Origin of the sequence: Microbacterium zouquanmingi, from assembly GCF_052266695.1 — a bacterium.
GTDB lineage: Bacteria > Actinomycetota > Actinomycetes > Actinomycetales > Microbacteriaceae > Microbacterium.
Genome location: NZ_JBQPQZ010000001.1, coordinates 176,101 through 191,325, shown reverse-complemented (window position 1 = coordinate 191,325; position 15,225 = coordinate 176,101). Strand labels below are relative to the sequence as shown.

Sequence of the window (15,225 nt, the reverse complement as noted above, 5' to 3'; positions counted from 1 at the left end):
GCTGCTCGGTCAGTCGCGCAGCGCGAGTGTTGCGTCGCGCGTGCGCTGGAGGGCGTCCATCGTCTCTGCGTAGCGACGCTTGGCGACGCCGATGAACAGGCAGTCGACCAGGGCGAGCTGCGCGATGCGGCTCACCATCGCGCCAGCGCGGAACGTCGATTCGCGCACGACGGTGTACAGCGCGTGGTCCGCGACGCGAGCCAGCGGCGTCTCCTTCGACGACGTCACCGCGATCGTCGTGGCACCGCTCTGCCCCGCTGCGCGCAAGAAGCGCACGGTCTCGGCGGTGGCCCCCGAGTGTGAGAACCCGATCGCGACGGTCGGCCCGCTCTTCAGCGCGGTCGCCGCGATGGCTTCGTGCGGGTCTGTGATGGCGTGAGCGTTGCGCCCCACGCGCAGCAGCTTGTGGGCGAGGTCGCCCGCGATGAAATGGCTGGCGCCGATCCCGAAGAGCAGGATGCGCTCCGCTTGATCAATCGCAGTGATCGCCTCGTCCAGCACGCCGAAGTCGAGGCTGCCGACGGTCTCTTCGATGGCGAGCAGTTCGAGGGTGGCGAGTTTGGATACTGCGTCAGGGAGCGTGTCGCTGTCGGAGATCTCTGAGCCGAGGGCTCCCCGCGTGGGGAACTGGGCGGACTCCTTGCCGAGCTCTGTGGCCAGCGCCATGCGCAGAGGAGCATAGCCACTGAATCCGATCGCGCGGCAGAATCGCACGACGGACGCCACTGACGTATCGCACTTCTCGGCGAGTTCGTTGATCGTCAGATCGATCACTGTGGAGGGGGTCTCCCGCACCACGGCCGCAATACGTGCAAGTGAAGGCGGAAGTGTCGACGCCGCGGCCTCGATCGTGGACTGGATGCTCATCCGCGCTCCTTCTGGGTGGGATTACAGTATGTCTCGTCGGGAACCTCAACGAAGAGTAAATTCTTTTCATCAAGCATACGCTCCATGTAGACTCTTTTCACTGTTCCCGTCCTGCCTGCTGAGCTGAGAGTTGAGAGATGCCGATACCGCTCACGATCGCCGCCATCGACCTTGGGAAGTCTCGTTGCCGAGTCGCTGTTCTTCGCGGCTCTGAGCGAGAGACATTCGCCGATGCCGGTTCCCCTGGGCTCGCCACCAGCGATGGCGTCGACACGGCGCTCGCCGCGATCCTTCCGCTTCTCGAACAGGCGGGCGCGGTAGAGGCGATCGGGGTGGGAGCTGCCGGAGCCTGGTCGGCATCATCCGCGGCGCTCGAACTCGCACGGGCGCTGGCGCGGGCTACCGGTGCCACAGCGGCAGTCGCCTCCGATGTCGTCACCGCGCATGTCGGGGCGCTGCAAGGAGACCCGGGAACGCTGCTGATCGCTGGCACAGGTGCCGCTGCCCTCGGCGTCGATGCCGAAGGTGTGCGACTGGTCGATGGCTGGGGACCCGACCTCGGCGACTTCGGCGGCGGCTCATGGATCGGCCGTGAAGGCGTTCGGGCGACGCTGCGTGCTCGCGCGGGGCTCGCAGACCAGACAGTGCTCACTGTCGCCGTGCAGGCGCACATCGCACCACACGCGGATGCCGTCGCCTGGCTCGCCGGTGAGATCCCCGTCGCAAGGCAGCTCGCCACCGTCGCCCCGCTCGTGCTGGATGCCGCGGAAGCCGGAGACTCCGTCGCCGAGGCGATCGTTCGAGAGGCAGTGCGGCTGCTCGCCGCATCCGCCACCGCAGCATCCGCCGACCCTGCCGTCGTGATCCACGGCGGGCTGACCGATCACGCCTGGTTCAGAAGCGAACTCGAGAACTCCCTGACGATTTCCGGCCGCACGCTCACCCCAGCTGCCGGAGACGCACTAGATGGCGCCGCACTTCTCGTGCGCCGCAGCGACATGCCCCACGAAAGGTTTGTGCACCGTGCCCGATAAGACTGTCCCCGAAGCGGATTCCTCCCGTCTGACCGAGCTCCTCGAGGTGCTCTCGACGCTTAGCACCGAGGCGGTGACGACCGAGCGCGGCGACCTCGACCTGCAGGGCACCGTCGAGCTCGTGTATCAGATGAATCAAGAGGACCGGCGCGTGCCCGCCGCTGTCGCGGAGCGCGCAGACGTCATCGCGCTGGCCGTCGATGGCATCACCGCACGCTTCCGCCGCGGTGGTCGCCTCATCTACATCGGCGCAGGAACCGCCGGACGCATCGGCGTGCTCGACGCGAGTGAGTGTCCGCCGACGTTCGGGACTGATCCCTCGATGGTCGTCGGTCTGATCGCGGGTGGCGAGAGGGCGATCCGCAACGCCGTCGAGAATGCCGAAGACGATGCGGATGCTGCGCCGCAGGCGCTGCGCGAACTCGAACTCACCGATCGCGACACGGTCGTGGGCATCTCGGCATCCGGGCGCACGCCCTACGTCACCGGCGGGCTCGAGTACGCACGCAGCGTCGGCGCGCTCACAGTGGCGATCTCGTCGAACGCGCATTCCGAGATCGGCGCAGCGGCTGAGATCGCGATCGAGGTCGTCACCGGTCCCGAGTACATCTCGGGTTCGACGCGGCTGAAATCGGGCACCGCGCAGAAGCTCGTCGTCAACATGCTGACCACGCTGTCGATGATCAAGCTCGGCAAGACCTATCGCGGCGTGATGGTTGATCTCATCGCGACGAACGAGAAGCTGCACGCGCGATCGGTTCGCACTGTCGCGCAGCTCTCGGGGGCCGAGATCGATGAATCATCGACCGCGCTGCGCGCGGCGGATGGCTCGGTGAAGCTCGCCGTACTCATGCTGGTGACCGGTGCCGACGCGGAGCGCGCGAAGGCTGCGCTGGCGGACGCCGACGGCATCCTGCGCGAGGCGATCGCCGGGCTCGCCTGACGGCGACTTCTCAGCTGATCCGAATCTCGAACCCGCCATCGCTCGGGGCGAGCTCGATCTGCGTGAGGTCATCGACGTGATGCGCCGGACCGAATGACGGTGCGTGCGGTCCGACGCCGATGACTGTCATGCCGGCGTCGATCCCTGCGCGAATGCCCGCGCCGGAGTCTTCGAAGACGACGCAGTCGGCAGCGGCGATGCCGAGAGTGGATGCGGCGAGCAGGAAGCCCTCTGGGTGGGGCTTGCTGTTCGAGACGCGCTCCGCTGTGATCGCGAGTGCGGGGATCTGTAATCCTGCAGCACTCATCCTGGCGTTCATGAGCGCGATGTCGGCTGAGGTGACGATCGCGTGGGGCACGCGCTGCAGCGCGCTCAGAAGCGCTGCGGCCCCGGGGATCTCGATGACACCGTCGGTCTCGGCGCTCTCGCGGGCGAGCATCTGCTGGTTCTCTTCGAGATTGATCGCATGGTCACGGTCGGGAAGCAGCATCGACATGCTCTGCCAGCCCTGGCGGCCGTGGACGGTCTGGAGCACTGTGTCCTGGTCGAGGCCGTGGGGAGCTGCCCATTCCCACCACAGGCGCTCGACAACCGCCGTCGAGTCGACGAGCGTGCCATCCATGTCCAGGAGCGCGGCACGGGCAAAGAGAGTGGTGGTCATGCATCCAGGCTAGCCGGGGTGCATCACGGCCTCGCGCTTCGCAGTATCCTGGAGGCATCCCCCGAAGCTTTACCCGGCAACCTGCGCGCCGGACGATCTTCGGTGCGCTCAGACATGCAAGGACGCAGATGAACGACTTCGCGGCACACAGTGATGACTGGAAAGCCAAGGAAGAACTCGCAGAACAGATGGTTCCCCTCGTCGGTGAACTTCGCCGTGATCGGGAGGTCGTGACCTCGTTGCACGGGCACCGGCTGCTCGGACTGTCGACAACGGGAATCATCGAACTGCACGAGCGCGTGGCGCAGCTCGGGCATGAAGAGCTCGCACTCGAAGAGACCCTCGCGGTGCTCGAAGGTCTGCGTGAACTGGCCCCGGGAGCATCCTCGATCGACGTCGCACGTCTTGTCGAGGGACGGACCGATGCACCGCTGGACGAGTACCTCCGCGAGGTGCTCGCACCGGCGATGGGCGCGACACCCGCAGATCCCACCGACGTCGTGCTCTACGGCTTCGGCCGCATCGGACGGCTGCTCGCCCGCATTCTCATCGCCCACAACAGCGGCGGCAGCGGACTGCGTCTGCGCGCGATCGTCGTGCGACGCGGCTCGGAGAACGACCTCGTCAAGCGCGCTTCGCTGCTGATGCGGGACTCTGTGCACGGCCGCTTCGCAGGCTCCGTGACGGTCGATGAAGAGGCCGAGCAGATCATCGCCAACGGCACGCGCATTCAGGTGATCTACTCGAACGATCCGGCATCCATCGACTACACCGGCTACGGTATTCGCCACGCGATCATCGTCGACAACACCGGGCGCTGGCGCGATGAAGAGGGCCTTGCTCGTCACCTCGAGGCGAAGGGGGCAGCACGAGTTCTGCTGACTGCCCCCGGCAAGGGGAGCCTGAAGAACATCGTGCACGGAATCAACGATGCGACCATCGAGGACGGCGACCGCGTCGTGTCGGCAGCATCCTGCACGACCAACGCGATCACGCCGGTTCTGAAGGCCATGGACGAGGCGTACGGCATCGTGCGCGGACACGTCGAGACAGTGCACTCGTTCACGAATGACCAGAACCTCATCGACAACTTCCACACCGGTGACCGGCGCGGACGCTCCGCAGTGCTGAACATGGTCATCACCGAAACGGGCGCGGCGAAGGCTGTGGCGCGGGCGCTGCCAGAGCTCGAGGGAAAGCTCACCGGGTCGGCGATTCGCGTTCCCACCCCTGATGTCTCGCTCGCCGTGCTCCACCTGACGCTGGAGCGCCCGGCGCAGAAGGACCAGCTCAACGACTACCTGCGCCGCGTCTCACTGCACTCGAAGCTGCGCCAGCAGATCGATTACGTCGAGTCGCCCGAAGTGGTCTCGACGGACTTCGTCGGCTCTCATCGCGCCGGCATCGTCGATGGGCTCGCAACCATCGCGAACGACCGTGATGTCGTGCTGTACGTCTGGTACGACAACGAGTACGGCTACTCGTGCCAGGTGATCCGTGTGCTCGAAGTGATGGCGGGCTCGCACCCGATCGTGCTGCCGACGCGCCGCGAGGTGACTCTGGAGGTCTGACGGTCTCGCCCGCGCCGCGCGTAGTTCCCTGTGCGGGAGTGCTCGCACCCGGCAGGATGGGGGGATGGAACCCCGGATGCTGCGCGCGGAGCGCCTGCGCTCGCATCGGCTGATCGCACCGGCACGGTCGGTCGCGGATGCAGCGCACCACATGCTCGCCGTGCAGGCGCAGGAATTCTGGGCGGGCCGCTGGGCGCTCGCCGCACGGACCACTGGCGCGTCGACTCTGCGGGCGGTGGACGCACTGTTCAACCGCGGCGCGCTCATCCGCGCCTGGACGCAGCGCGGCACGCTGCACATCATCCCCGCCCAAGATCTGGCGTGGGTGCTGAGTGTGACCGGCGCGCGCCAGCTGCGGATGGCCGCGCCGCGCTATCGGGAACTGGGGCTCGGCGCCGACGAGCTCGCCATGGTCGAACGCGTGGTGACCCGCGCCCTGCGCGGTGGCAACGCGATGACCCGGACCGAGCTGTTCACCGTGCTCGAGACCGCGGGCATCGACCCGACAGGTCAGCGCGGGCTGCACTCGATCCAGAACCTCGCCCTGCGCGGCATCATCTGTCAGGGGCCCGTCGTGCCGCGCCAGGGCGGCGCCTCGCGCGAGCAGCTGTTCGTCCTCGCGGAGGAGCACATCGAGACCTCAGGCGCGCCCGCTGATCCTGCCGCCGAGATGTTCGCTCGCTACATCATCGGGCACGGGCCTGCGACTGCCGAGGACTTTGCCTGGTGGGCAGGTGTCACGCTCGGGGTGGCGCGGGCCGCGGCATCCGTTCCCGATGACCGCATCCATGAGATCGACGACGGCGTGTTCCTGGCGCGCACGCGTCCGCGGCTACGGACGCGCGCGGCATCCGTCTTCGCCCTCGGCCCTTTCGAGGAGTACTACATCTCGTATCGGGACCGTACGGTCGCCTGTCCACCCGAACACCTCGCCGCCATCGGACCGGGAAAGAACGGCATGGTGCGCCCGATCATCCTCGCTGAGGGCGTCGTTGTCGGCACCTGGCGGCATTCGACCGCTGTCGGCCGGCTCGCCGACGACCCTGTGCCCGAACTGCTCACCACCGGCGTTGCGCCGGATGCGGAGGTCGCGGCAGCGCTCGGTCGCTACGCCGCATTCATCACCGGCTGATGCTGGCTTTTCACCGTTTCCCCGCCTCGCGAGATGGATTTCGTCGCTGCGGAGTGCTTTCGAGCGACGAAATCCAGCCCGTGCGGGGCCGCAAGCGGGTAGTGGCCTACTCGGCCGCATGGCGGTCGAGGAACGAGTAGACCTCGCTGGCGTCTACACCGGGGAACGCGCCTCGGGGGAGCGGCGAGAACATGTGGGTGTGCACGCGCGCGCTCGGCCAGGAGCGCCCCGCCCAGTGTCCGGCGAGCTCAGGGGAGGGCAGGCGGCAGCATGCCTCATCCGGGCACGTCGATACGGCGCGATCGGCGGTCTCCCTTCCGCGCCACCAGCGTGCGTCGTCGAACGGCACGCCCACGGTGACCGAGTACTCGCCGTCGCTGCCCGATCCGGTCTGGGTCGCGCACCAGAAGGTCCCCGACGGAGTGTCCGTGTACTGGTGGCGCTCGGTCGTGCGGTTCTGCTGCGTGAAAGCAGCCCGCGCCTGGAACTTGCGGCACACAGGCTGCCCCTCCACTGCACCGGTCACGTCCATCGGCAGTGGCAGGTCGTCGTTCTCGTACACGCGGGTGATCGCACCGGCCTGGTCGACGCGCAGGAAGTGCAGCTTCATGCCGAGGTGCTCGGTCATGAGGTTGGTCATGCGCATCCCGGCGGCCTCGTGCGTGACACCGAATGCGTCGCGGAAGTCCTCGACGGCGAGGTTGCGGTCCTTCTTCGCCTGCTGCAGGAAAGCTACACCAGCAGTCTCAGGGATGAGGCACGCCGCTGCGAAGTAGTTGATCTCGAGACGCTGCTGCAGGAAGTCGGCGTAGTCGGTCGGCGGCTTGTGGCCGAGAAGGCGGTGCGCCATCGCCTGGAGCGACATTGAGCGGAGGCCGTGACCACCTGGAATGGATGCCGGTGGCAAGTAGATCCGGCTGTTCTCGAGGTCCGTGACCGAGCGTGTGGATTTCGGCAGATCGTTCACGTAGATCAGCTCGAAGCCGAGCTTCTCGGCCATGATGATCACGGTGCGGTGGGTGAGTGCGCCGCTGACGTGCCCGGCAGATTTGAGCTGCTTCTCTGCCAGCTTCTCGATATCGCTGATGTAGTTGTTCTGCGCGCGCATGCGCAGACGCAGCTCGGTGTTCGCGCGCCTGGCCTCTTCAGGAGTCGCAATAGCCTCGCGCTCACGGCGCTGCAGCTCACGGTGCAGGCCGAGGACCGACTCGATGGTCTCGTCTGGCATGCCCTTCGACACACGCACGGGGTCGATGCCGAGCTGGCGGAAGACCGGGCTTGCCTGCGCCTTCTCCAATTCGATCTCCAGTGCCGCGCGCCGGTTCGGCGGTTCGTCGGAGATGAGGTCTGAGACTTCGGTGCCGGTCGCCTGCGCGATGGCCTGCAGCAGTGAGAGCTTGGGTTCGCGCTTGCCGTTCTCGATGAGGCTCAGCTGTGAGCCTGCGACGCCGACCCGGGCGCCGAGTTCGTCGAGGGTGAAGCCCTGAGCCACGCGGTGGTGACGGATGCGGTGCCCGAGAGTCGTGAGATGGATGCCGGAGCTGCTCATTCCTTGATCATAGCGAAAGAAACGCATTTCTTTAGAGCAGAAACGTCCGAAAGTGCCCGTTTAGGTTGCGCAGAATGGATGCATACACCGATCTCTTCGATCACCAAGGAGTAGACATGGCTATGGCTGAGACCTTCACCCCTCGCGTTCCGGCGGTTACCGCAGTGCGAACCCTGGGAGCGGCTCCGACCTATGACACGCCTGCCATGGCCGAGCTTCAGGTCTGGGTGGACGAGATCGCCGAACTCACTCAGCCCGACGCCGTGCACTGGGTCGACGGCTCCGCCGCCGAGAACGACGCGATTCTGCGCGGGCTCGTCGATGAGGGCAAGATCATCAAGCTCAATCCCGAGTGGCGCCCAGGGTCGTACCTCGCCCGCTCTCACCCGAGCGATGTCGCTCGCACAGAGGCGCGCACCTTCATCGCTTCCGCGAAGGAGAAGGACGCCGGCCCCACGAACAACTGGGCTGAGCCCACCGAGATGCACAAGAAGATGGACGAGATCTTCGAGGGTTCCATGCGCGGCCGCACGATGTACGTCGTGCCGTTCTCGATGGGTGCCATCGGCGGTCCGCTCTCGCATATCGGCGTCCAGATCACTGACAGCGCCTACGCCGTGGCATCCATCGGCATCATGACCCGCGTTGGAGACGCGGTCACCCGTCAGATCGCCGAGGGCAAGCCGTGGGTCAAGACCGTTCACTCGGTCGGCGCACCGCTCGCTCCTGGTGAGAACGACGTCGAGTGGCCGTGCAGCGACGAGAAGTACATCGTGCACTTCCCCGACACTCTCGAGGTCTACTCCTACGGCTCTGGCTACGGCGGAAACGCCATCCTCGCCAAGAAGTGCTTCGCGCTGCGGATCGCGTCGGTCATCGCCCGCGACGAGGGCTGGCTCGCCGAGCACATGCTCCTGATCCGCGTCATCGATCCCGCGGGCAAGGCCTACCACGTGGCTGCCGCCTTCCCCTCGGCATGCGGCAAGACGAACCTGGCGATGCTGCGCCCGACCATCCCCGGCTGGAAGGTCGAGACTCTCGGCGACGACATCGCCTGGATCCGCCCGGGTGAAGACGGCCGTATGTGGGCCATCAACCCCGAGGCCGGTTTCTTCGGCGTCGCACCGGGCACGGGCGAGTCGACCAACGTCACCGCCATCGAGACGCTCTGGGGCAACACGATCTTCACGAACGTCGCGCTTCGCCCCGATGGCGACGTCTGGTGGGAGGGTCTGACCGACGCTCCGCCGGCGAACCTCATCGATTGGGAGGGCAATGACTGGACGCCTGACTCCGGTCGCCCTGCTGCGCACCCGAACTCGCGTTTCACGGTCGCTGCCGCGCAGTGTCCGCAGATCTCGGATGACTGGGAAGAGGCAGTCCCGCTCGACGTCATCCTGTTCGGCGGTCGCCGCGCGAGCAACGTACCGCTCGTCGTCGAGGCCACGGACTGGACGCACGGCGTCTTCCTCGGATCGACCATCTCCTCGGAGCGCACGGCCGCAGCTGAGGGAACCGTCGGCGAACTGCGCCGCGACCCCTTCGCGATGCTGCCGTTCTGCGGTTACAACATGGGCGACTACTTCGCGCATTGGCTGAAGGTCGGCCGGTCGCTGCGCTTCGACCGCGCACCGCGCATCTTCCAGGTCAACTGGTTCCGTCGCGGTTCGGACGGCCGCTTCCTGTGGCCTGGATTCGGCGACAACTCCCGCGTGATCGACTGGATCATCCGTCGTATCAGCGGCGAGGTCACCGCAATTGACAGCCCGATCGGTCGCCTGCCCCGTCCGGAGGACCTCAACCTCGACGGCGTGGATGTGCCGGAGAAGGATCTCGAGGAGCTCTTCGAGGTGGATCCGGTGGCCTGGGCGGCCGAAGCCGACTCGACCGAGGCGTTCTACGACACCTTCGGTGACACACTTCCGGCGGCCCTGCGCACCGAGCTCGCCTCGCTGCGCTACCGCCTCGCACAAGCTTGAGGCTGCATCTGCAGTCTCACTGAGACCCGCGGCGGCGGGATGACTGGGATGACCCATGGCTGAGTGGTCCCGCCATCCTGCTGCCGCGAGATAGCCGGGCGCACGCGCCCGATCATCCGGGCCTGTCCCGTTCTGCTGACGTTTCGGGGGAATCAGTCTGCAGATCGGGACAGAGTCCGTAAATCGTGAGATCCGACCGGATGCTGCGAGTCGAGGGCCTTACGCCAGCAGCTGATGCCGGGCGAGATCCCGGTACAGCGGAACCTGTTCGACCAGCTCGGTGTGCGTGCCGCTTCCGACGACCTCGCCGTCCTGCAGCACGACGATCAGATCACTGTCGACCACCGTCGACAGCCGGTGGGCGATCACAACGAGCGTGCGGTCGGCAGACACGGCATCGATGGCCTCGCGCATGCGCTGCTCGTTCACCCCGTCAAGGGACGAAGTCGATTCGTCGAGCAGCAGGATCGGAGCCTCGGTCAGCAGTGCGCGGGCGATCGCGAGGCGCTGGCGCTCACCGCCAGAGAGCATGACGCCGTCTTCTCCCACCGGCGTCTGAAGGCCCAGAGGCCCGCGCTCGAGCACATCGCCGAGGTTCACGGCGCGCAGTACCCGCTCGCAGTGGGCATCCGTCGCGTCGGGCGAGGCAAGACGCAGGTTGTCGGCGAGCGTTCCGGCGAGTGTGGGGGCATCCTGCTCGACGTAGCCGAAGCGGGCGCGCAGCTCGGCGCGCGGATAGGTGCGGATGTCGTGTCCGTCCAGGCGAATGGAACCACCGGTCGGGTCGTAGAAGCGCTCTACGAGAGACAGGATCGTGCTCTTGCCCGCACCACTGGGTCCGACCAGCGCGACTCGTGCACCGCGTGGCACGTCGAATGAGACGCCGCGGAGCACGTCGTGGCCGGTGGGTGCTTCAGCATCCAACGCCTCTTCTGTGCGCTCCAGATGCGCGTCGACCAGAAGCGTGCGCGCTTCCTTCGTCGCGGCCTCGCGGGCGGCGATGACGGCGTCGGGGTAGCGGAAGCGCACGTCATGGAACGACAGCGCGGGTGCCGCACCGTTCGCGCTCACTGACCCTGTCGAAGTGTCGCTCACAGATGCCGCGATCGCTGCGTCGTCCTGATCCTCGGTCGGGAGGTCCAAGACCTCTTGGATGCGACCGAGCGCTCCGAGCGCCTGGTTCACCGAGGTGATCGCGCCGAAGGTCGTCGCGAGCGGCATGAGCAGCATGAACAGGAACATGACGAATGTGATGAGGGATGCCACGGTGAGTGCCCCCGCGGCGACGCGGAAGCCGCCGACTCCGAGCACGGCGAGCAGCGAGAGCTGCAGGGCGACGCCCGAGATCGGCACCACGAGCGCCGAGACCTTGGCGATGCGCACGCCGATGCCGTACGCATCCTTCGCGAGCCCTGAGACCGCCTCTGACTCGCGTTCGGTCGCGCCCGAGGCCCGAACGGTGCGGATAGAGCCGACAGCGCGTTCGACGGCAGATGCCAGCTCGCCGACCTTCACCTGCTGAGCGGATGATGCCGTGCGGATGCGTCCGCCGAGGACCACGACGACGGTGAGTGAGACGCCCACGACCACGACGATGATCAGCAGCAGGATGGGGTCGATGATGAGCATCGCGATCAGTGCGCCGACGAAGAGGACCGTGCTGCCGACGGCATCCGCCAGTCCTTGGGTGAGCACGGCGTACAGCAGTGTCGTGTCGGTGCCGACGCGCGAGACGAGGTCACCGGTGCGGCGGGCGTCGAACTCGCGGATCGGCAGGTGCAGGATGCGGGCGATGAGCTGGCGGCGGCTGGAATGCACGACGGCCGTTCCCGTGCGCTGCAGCAGGTAGTGCTGGTATCCCGAGATGACGGAGGAGATCACCACGAACCCGACGAGCGCCCACACGAGCATGCCCAGGGTCTGATTGGTCTGCACCGCGCTGATCACCTGTCCGACCAGCAGCGGCTGCACGAGTGAGGTGGCGGCGCCGATGACGCTGAGCACCGCGACGACGATCAGCGTGCGCTTGTGCTCGAAGAGGAAGGGGAGAAGCTGACGGAATGTGGCGCGCGGGCCGTCCTGCTGCGCGCCGCGTCCGCGTCGGCGGGTGGGCGCCGTACGAGACATGCGAGACCTCGATCTGAGTAAAAGGGGTTACCTACGACCGTACTTCCTGTGCGCGGCCTGCTTCGTCACTCCGAGGGCGCTGGCGATGGCCTGCCAGGAGTATCCGGCCAGGCGGGCGCGGTGCACCTGAGCCTCTTCGGCACGCGCGATCTCGGTGCGGATGCCGGCGAGCCGGTGCAGCTCGGCGATCGGCTCGCCGTCGGGGTCGAGCTCTTGCGCGGTGCGTGCGGTCATATCGTCAATATATATTGACACGGTTCGATCGTCAAGCCATGTTGACGCGGTTCCGCGGATGCCTCATCGAGCGCGAGTCTTGCCGGGCAAGGCGGACGCCGGGCAGATGCCACAATGGGCGGATGCTCACACCGCCCAAGCTCGTTCCCGGTGACCGCGTCGCCGTCCTCTCTCCCTCCTTCGCCGCTCCCGCCGTGGCGCCAGAGCTGCACGAGCAGGCGCTGCGGCGCCTCACAGATCTGACGGGGCTCATCCCGCTCGAGTACCCGACGACGAGCGAGCTCGGCGCGACCCCCGCGGCGCGTGCGGCCGATGTCAATGCGGCGTTCGCCGATCCGAGCATCCGGGCGATTCTCGCCACGATCGGCGGGGACGACCAGATTCTCGTCCTGCCGCATCTGGATGCCGCGTTCGCGATAGCGGACCCGAAGCCGTTCGTCGGATACAGCGACAATACGAACATCCTCAACTGGCTCTGGCGCCACGGTGTCGAGGGGTTCTACGGCGGATCGACTGCCGTGCATCTCGGCCCAGGTCCCGCTGTCGATGACATCCACCTGCGGTCCCTGCGCGCAGCCCTTCTCGACGGCGGCGAGATCGAGCTCACCGAACCGGGGGAGTCTGAGGACGTGGGTAAGCGATGGGAAGACTCGCGCGCGCTCACCGAGTACGGCGACCGGATCCCGACCGACCAGTGGACCTGGGCGGGCCCCGCGAAGCGCGTGGAAGGCCGCACCTGGGGTGGATGCCTCGAGGTACTCGACGGGCTCGCCTTCGCGGACCGTCTGCCGGCCGCAGGCGATCTCGAAGGCGCGATCCTGCTCGTGGAGACCAGCGAGGAGCGTCCAGCGGCTGGATGGGTCGCACGGTGGCTCCGCGGGCTGGGGGAGCGCGGCATCCTCGCGGCTATCGCCGGTGTCGTCGTCGCTCGCCCGCCGGTCAGCGACTTCGAGTTCCTTCCGTCCGCGGCCGAGGCAGACGCGCTGCGCGCCGCCCAGCGCGACGTGGTGATCGAGACGATCGCCCGCTACAACCCGGATGCTGTCGTGTGCGTCGGTGTGCCGTTCGGGCACACCCGGCCGCAGTGGATCGTGCCCTACGGCGGCCAGATGGTGCTCGACGGTGCGCAGCAGAAAGTGTTCGCCCGCTACTGACTGCGCTTACGGCTCCGGGTTCACAGCTCCGCGCTCTGCGCGAGGCCGAGGTCGGACTCGTAGTCGTGATCCTTCGTCTCGGGCGTGAAGATCAGCGCGATGAAGGTCAGCACACCCATCGCCGCGAGATAGATGCCGACCAGCCACGGTGAACCGTCGGCCGCAGCCCACAGCGCGACGGCGATGAACGGCGCGACAGCGGCGCCGAGGATCGACGAGACGTTGTACGAGATCGCAGATCCTGAGTAGCGCACATTGGTCGGGAACAGCTCGGGCAGCAGTGCGCCCATCGGTCCGAACGTCGTTCCCATGAGCATGAAGCCGAGGACGAGGAACGCCTGCACGAGTGCGCCGGTGAACTTCGGGTCAGCCGTCGGCATCAGGAAGACGTTGAACGTGAGGCCGAACACGATGATCGCCCCGGTCACCCACAACAGCAGCTTCCGGCGGCCGATGGCATCGGCGATCGGGCCGGAGAGCAGCGTGAAGATTCCGAAGAAGACGACGCCGACGATCTGCATCAGCACGAAGTCGGTGTATCCGAACCCGAGACCTGGCACCTCAGCATCCGTCAGTGCGACGCCGTACGTGAGGGTGAAGTTCGTCATCAGGTAGAACAGCACGTACGTCGCCAGCATGATGAACGTGCCGAGGATGAGCTGCTTCCAATGGTGCTGGAACACCGTCACGAGCGGCATCTTGCGGATGGTGCCCTTCTCCTCGGCCTTCTTGAAGGTGTCGGACTCGACGAGCTTCAGACGCACCCACAGGCCGATGATCACCATGACGGCCGAGAACAGGAACGGGATGCGCCACCCCCAGGAGAGGAACGCCTCGGACTTCAGCGCCGGATCCTCGGCGTGCGGCAGCAGCCAGTTGATCGCGAGGAAGATGAAGTTGGCGATGATGAAGCCGATCGGCGCACCCAGCTGCGGGAAGGACCCGTACCAGGCGCGCTTGCCCTTCGGCGCATTCTCGGTGGCGACGAGGGCCGCGCCCGACCACTCTCCGCCGAGTGCGAAGCCCTGGGCGAGACGCAGAACCAGCAGCAGCAGGGGTGCGAGCCAGTTGATCTGCTGGAACGTCGGGAGCAGACCGATGAGCACGGTCGCGATTCCCATCGTGAGCAGGGATGCCACCAGCGTCGCCTTGCGTCCGTACTTGTCGCCGAAGTGACCGAACACCATCGCACCGATCGGGCGCGCGACCATGGCCGCACCGAAGACGGCGAAAGAGGCCAGGAGAGAGGCCGTCTCGTTGTCACTCGGGAAGAACAGAATCGGGAACACGAGGACCGCAGCCGTCGCGTACGCGTAGAAGTCGTAGAACTCGATGGTGGTTCCGACCAGGCTCGCGGTGATGACGCGCGAGCGCGGGTTGGCGGGTTTGACGGGGGCGCTCAAGGTACTCCTGACGTTCGGATGCTCGAGAGACAAGCACCTCGGGATTTTACGCCTTCGGAGAGCTCGTCGATCACTGGCTCTCCGACGATCTCGTTCGTCGTCGGATCGCGAGCTCGGTGGGTATTCCGCGTGAGAAGAGCATCGATCACGGTCTCGCGCACGTCGCTCGGCAGATTGCTCGCCGTCACCCCCGCGGCGAAGGAAGTCGACAGCGCGCCGATCAGGATCGACCCGATCAGCGCGGTGCCGAGCGAGGAGCCGAGGTTCTGGAATACGCCCTGGAGTCCGCCGACCTCACTGGTGTCCTCCTCGGTCACACTCGACATGTTGACGTTGCCGAGCTGTGAGGCGAGCAGCCCCAGCGCAGCGCCGGCGAGGAACATCCCGATCGCGAACAGGACACCGCGCAGGTCTTCGAAGTGCTCGTCCGTGGACGCATGAGCACGGAGCTGGCGCAGGCGCTGATCGACTTCAGCGTCGAACCGCGGCCGGGCGGGCTGATGAGCATCGTCGGAGCCGTCGACGATCTGTTGCCTCATCGCCGACGGAGGGCATCACGAAGGCGCTCGCG

The 15,225-nt window shown here is 66.6% G+C and carries 13 protein-coding genes; 6 read left to right on the top strand and 7 right to left on the bottom strand.

Annotated features, from left to right (window positions below; all coding sequences use genetic code 11):
- Nucleotides 1-9: 9 nt before the first annotated feature.
- A complete protein-coding gene (locus ACTU6U_RS00935) occupies nucleotides 10-867 on the bottom strand; it encodes a MurR/RpiR family transcriptional regulator (protein WP_443467284.1) in 858 nt (285 codons plus the stop codon).
- 137 nt (nucleotides 868-1,004) lie between these two features.
- Here ACTU6U_RS00935 and ACTU6U_RS00930 point away from each other — a divergent pair, with 137 nt between their 5' ends.
- Together ACTU6U_RS00930 and murQ are read left to right on the top strand one after the other, a co-directional pair.
- Nucleotides 1,005-1,901, top strand: coding sequence for an N-acetylglucosamine kinase (locus ACTU6U_RS00930; RefSeq protein ID WP_443467283.1), 897 nt, complete (start codon nucleotides 1,005-1,007; stop codon nucleotides 1,899-1,901).
- Nucleotides 1,891-2,844, top strand: coding sequence for an N-acetylmuramic acid 6-phosphate etherase (murQ, locus tag ACTU6U_RS00925; protein ID WP_443467282.1), 954 nt, complete (start codon nucleotides 1,891-1,893; stop codon nucleotides 2,842-2,844). Before ACTU6U_RS00930 ends, murQ begins: the two co-directional genes overlap by 11 nt.
- A gap of 10 nt (nucleotides 2,845-2,854) precedes the next feature.
- On the opposite strand, the gene ACTU6U_RS00920 is transcribed toward murQ, so the two are convergent.
- Nucleotides 2,855-3,505, bottom strand: coding sequence for an HAD-IA family hydrolase (locus ACTU6U_RS00920; RefSeq protein WP_443467281.1), 651 nt, complete (start codon nucleotides 3,503-3,505; stop codon nucleotides 2,855-2,857).
- Nucleotides 3,506-3,633: 128 nt separating this feature from the next.
- On the opposite strand from ACTU6U_RS00920, the gene ACTU6U_RS00915 reads away from it, so the two are divergent.
- The gene (locus tag ACTU6U_RS00915) at nucleotides 3,634-5,076 is read left to right on the top strand and encodes a glyceraldehyde-3-phosphate dehydrogenase (protein ID WP_443467280.1); all 1,443 of its coding nucleotides are present in this window, start codon (nucleotides 3,634-3,636) and stop codon (nucleotides 5,074-5,076) included.
- Nucleotides 5,077-5,140: 64 nt separating this feature from the next.
- The gene (locus ACTU6U_RS00910; protein WP_443467279.1) at nucleotides 5,141-6,208 is read left to right on the top strand and encodes a winged helix DNA-binding domain-containing protein; all 1,068 of its coding nucleotides are present in this window, start codon (nucleotides 5,141-5,143) and stop codon (nucleotides 6,206-6,208) included.
- Nucleotides 6,209-6,314: 106 nt separating this feature from the next.
- Here the strand turns inward: ACTU6U_RS00910 and ACTU6U_RS00905 are convergent, their stop codons facing one another.
- Nucleotides 6,315-7,757 (bottom strand): helix-turn-helix domain-containing protein, encoded by a 1,443-nt coding sequence (locus ACTU6U_RS00905; protein ID WP_443467278.1) that lies wholly within the window; start codon nucleotides 7,755-7,757, stop codon nucleotides 6,315-6,317.
- Between the two features lie 116 nt (nucleotides 7,758-7,873).
- On the opposite strand from ACTU6U_RS00905, the gene ACTU6U_RS00900 reads away from it, so the two are divergent.
- Entirely contained in the window at nucleotides 7,874-9,736 is a 1,863-nt protein-coding gene (locus ACTU6U_RS00900) for a phosphoenolpyruvate carboxykinase (GTP) (RefSeq protein ID WP_443467277.1), read from the top strand.
- 219 nt (nucleotides 9,737-9,955) lie between these two features.
- Here the strand turns inward: ACTU6U_RS00900 and ACTU6U_RS00895 are convergent, their stop codons facing one another.
- Together ACTU6U_RS00895 and ACTU6U_RS00890 are read right to left on the bottom strand one after the other, a co-directional pair.
- A complete protein-coding gene (locus ACTU6U_RS00895) occupies nucleotides 9,956-11,863 on the bottom strand; it encodes an ABC transporter ATP-binding protein (protein WP_443467276.1) in 1,908 nt (635 codons plus the stop codon).
- Nucleotides 11,864-11,890: 27 nt separating this feature from the next.
- Entirely contained in the window at nucleotides 11,891-12,097 is a 207-nt protein-coding gene (locus ACTU6U_RS00890; protein WP_443467275.1) for an AsnC family protein, read from the bottom strand.
- A 122-nt stretch (nucleotides 12,098-12,219) separates the two neighbouring features.
- Between ACTU6U_RS00890 and ACTU6U_RS00885 the strand changes: the two genes are divergently transcribed.
- A complete protein-coding gene (locus ACTU6U_RS00885; protein ID WP_443467274.1) occupies nucleotides 12,220-13,251 on the top strand; it encodes an LD-carboxypeptidase in 1,032 nt (343 codons plus the stop codon).
- Between the two features lie 20 nt (nucleotides 13,252-13,271).
- Here ACTU6U_RS00885 and ACTU6U_RS00880 read toward each other — a convergent pair whose 3' ends face one another.
- Both ACTU6U_RS00880 and ACTU6U_RS00875 read right to left on the bottom strand, forming a co-directional pair.
- Nucleotides 13,272-14,654: an MFS transporter gene (locus tag ACTU6U_RS00880; RefSeq protein WP_443467273.1), complete on the bottom strand. Its 1,383-nt coding sequence runs from the start codon at nucleotides 14,652-14,654 to the stop codon at nucleotides 13,272-13,274.
- Nucleotides 14,651-15,193: a hypothetical protein gene (locus ACTU6U_RS00875; protein ID WP_443467272.1), complete on the bottom strand. Its 543-nt coding sequence runs from the start codon at nucleotides 15,191-15,193 to the stop codon at nucleotides 14,651-14,653. Before ACTU6U_RS00875 ends, ACTU6U_RS00880 begins: the two co-directional genes overlap by 4 nt.
- Nucleotides 15,194-15,225: the final 32 nt, after the last annotated feature.

Coding starts and splice junctions, on each gene's coding strand:
- ACTU6U_RS00935 (WP_443467284.1), bottom strand. CDS start 867: ATGAGCATCCAGTCCACGATCGAGGCCGCGGCGTCGACACTTCCGCCT.
- ACTU6U_RS00930 (WP_443467283.1), top strand. CDS start 1,005: ATGCCGATACCGCTCACGATCGCCGCCATCGACCTTGGGAAGTCTCGT.
- ACTU6U_RS00920 (WP_443467281.1), bottom strand. CDS start 3,505: ATGACCACCACTCTCTTTGCCCGTGCCGCGCTCCTGGACATGGATGGC.
- ACTU6U_RS00915 (WP_443467280.1), top strand. CDS start 3,634: ATGAACGACTTCGCGGCACACAGTGATGACTGGAAAGCCAAGGAAGAA.
- ACTU6U_RS00910 (WP_443467279.1), top strand. CDS start 5,141: ATGGAACCCCGGATGCTGCGCGCGGAGCGCCTGCGCTCGCATCGGCTG.
- ACTU6U_RS00905 (WP_443467278.1), bottom strand. CDS start 7,757: ATGAGCAGCTCCGGCATCCATCTCACGACTCTCGGGCACCGCATCCGT.
- ACTU6U_RS00900 (WP_443467277.1), top strand. CDS start 7,874: ATGGCTATGGCTGAGACCTTCACCCCTCGCGTTCCGGCGGTTACCGCA.
- ACTU6U_RS00895 (WP_443467276.1), bottom strand. CDS start 11,863: ATGTCTCGTACGGCGCCCACCCGCCGACGCGGACGCGGCGCGCAGCAG.
- ACTU6U_RS00890 (WP_443467275.1), bottom strand. CDS start 12,097: ATGACCGCACGCACCGCGCAAGAGCTCGACCCCGACGGCGAGCCGATC.
- ACTU6U_RS00885 (WP_443467274.1), top strand. CDS start 12,220: ATGCTCACACCGCCCAAGCTCGTTCCCGGTGACCGCGTCGCCGTCCTC.
- ACTU6U_RS00875 (WP_443467272.1), bottom strand. CDS start 15,193: ATGAGGCAACAGATCGTCGACGGCTCCGACGATGCTCATCAGCCCGCC.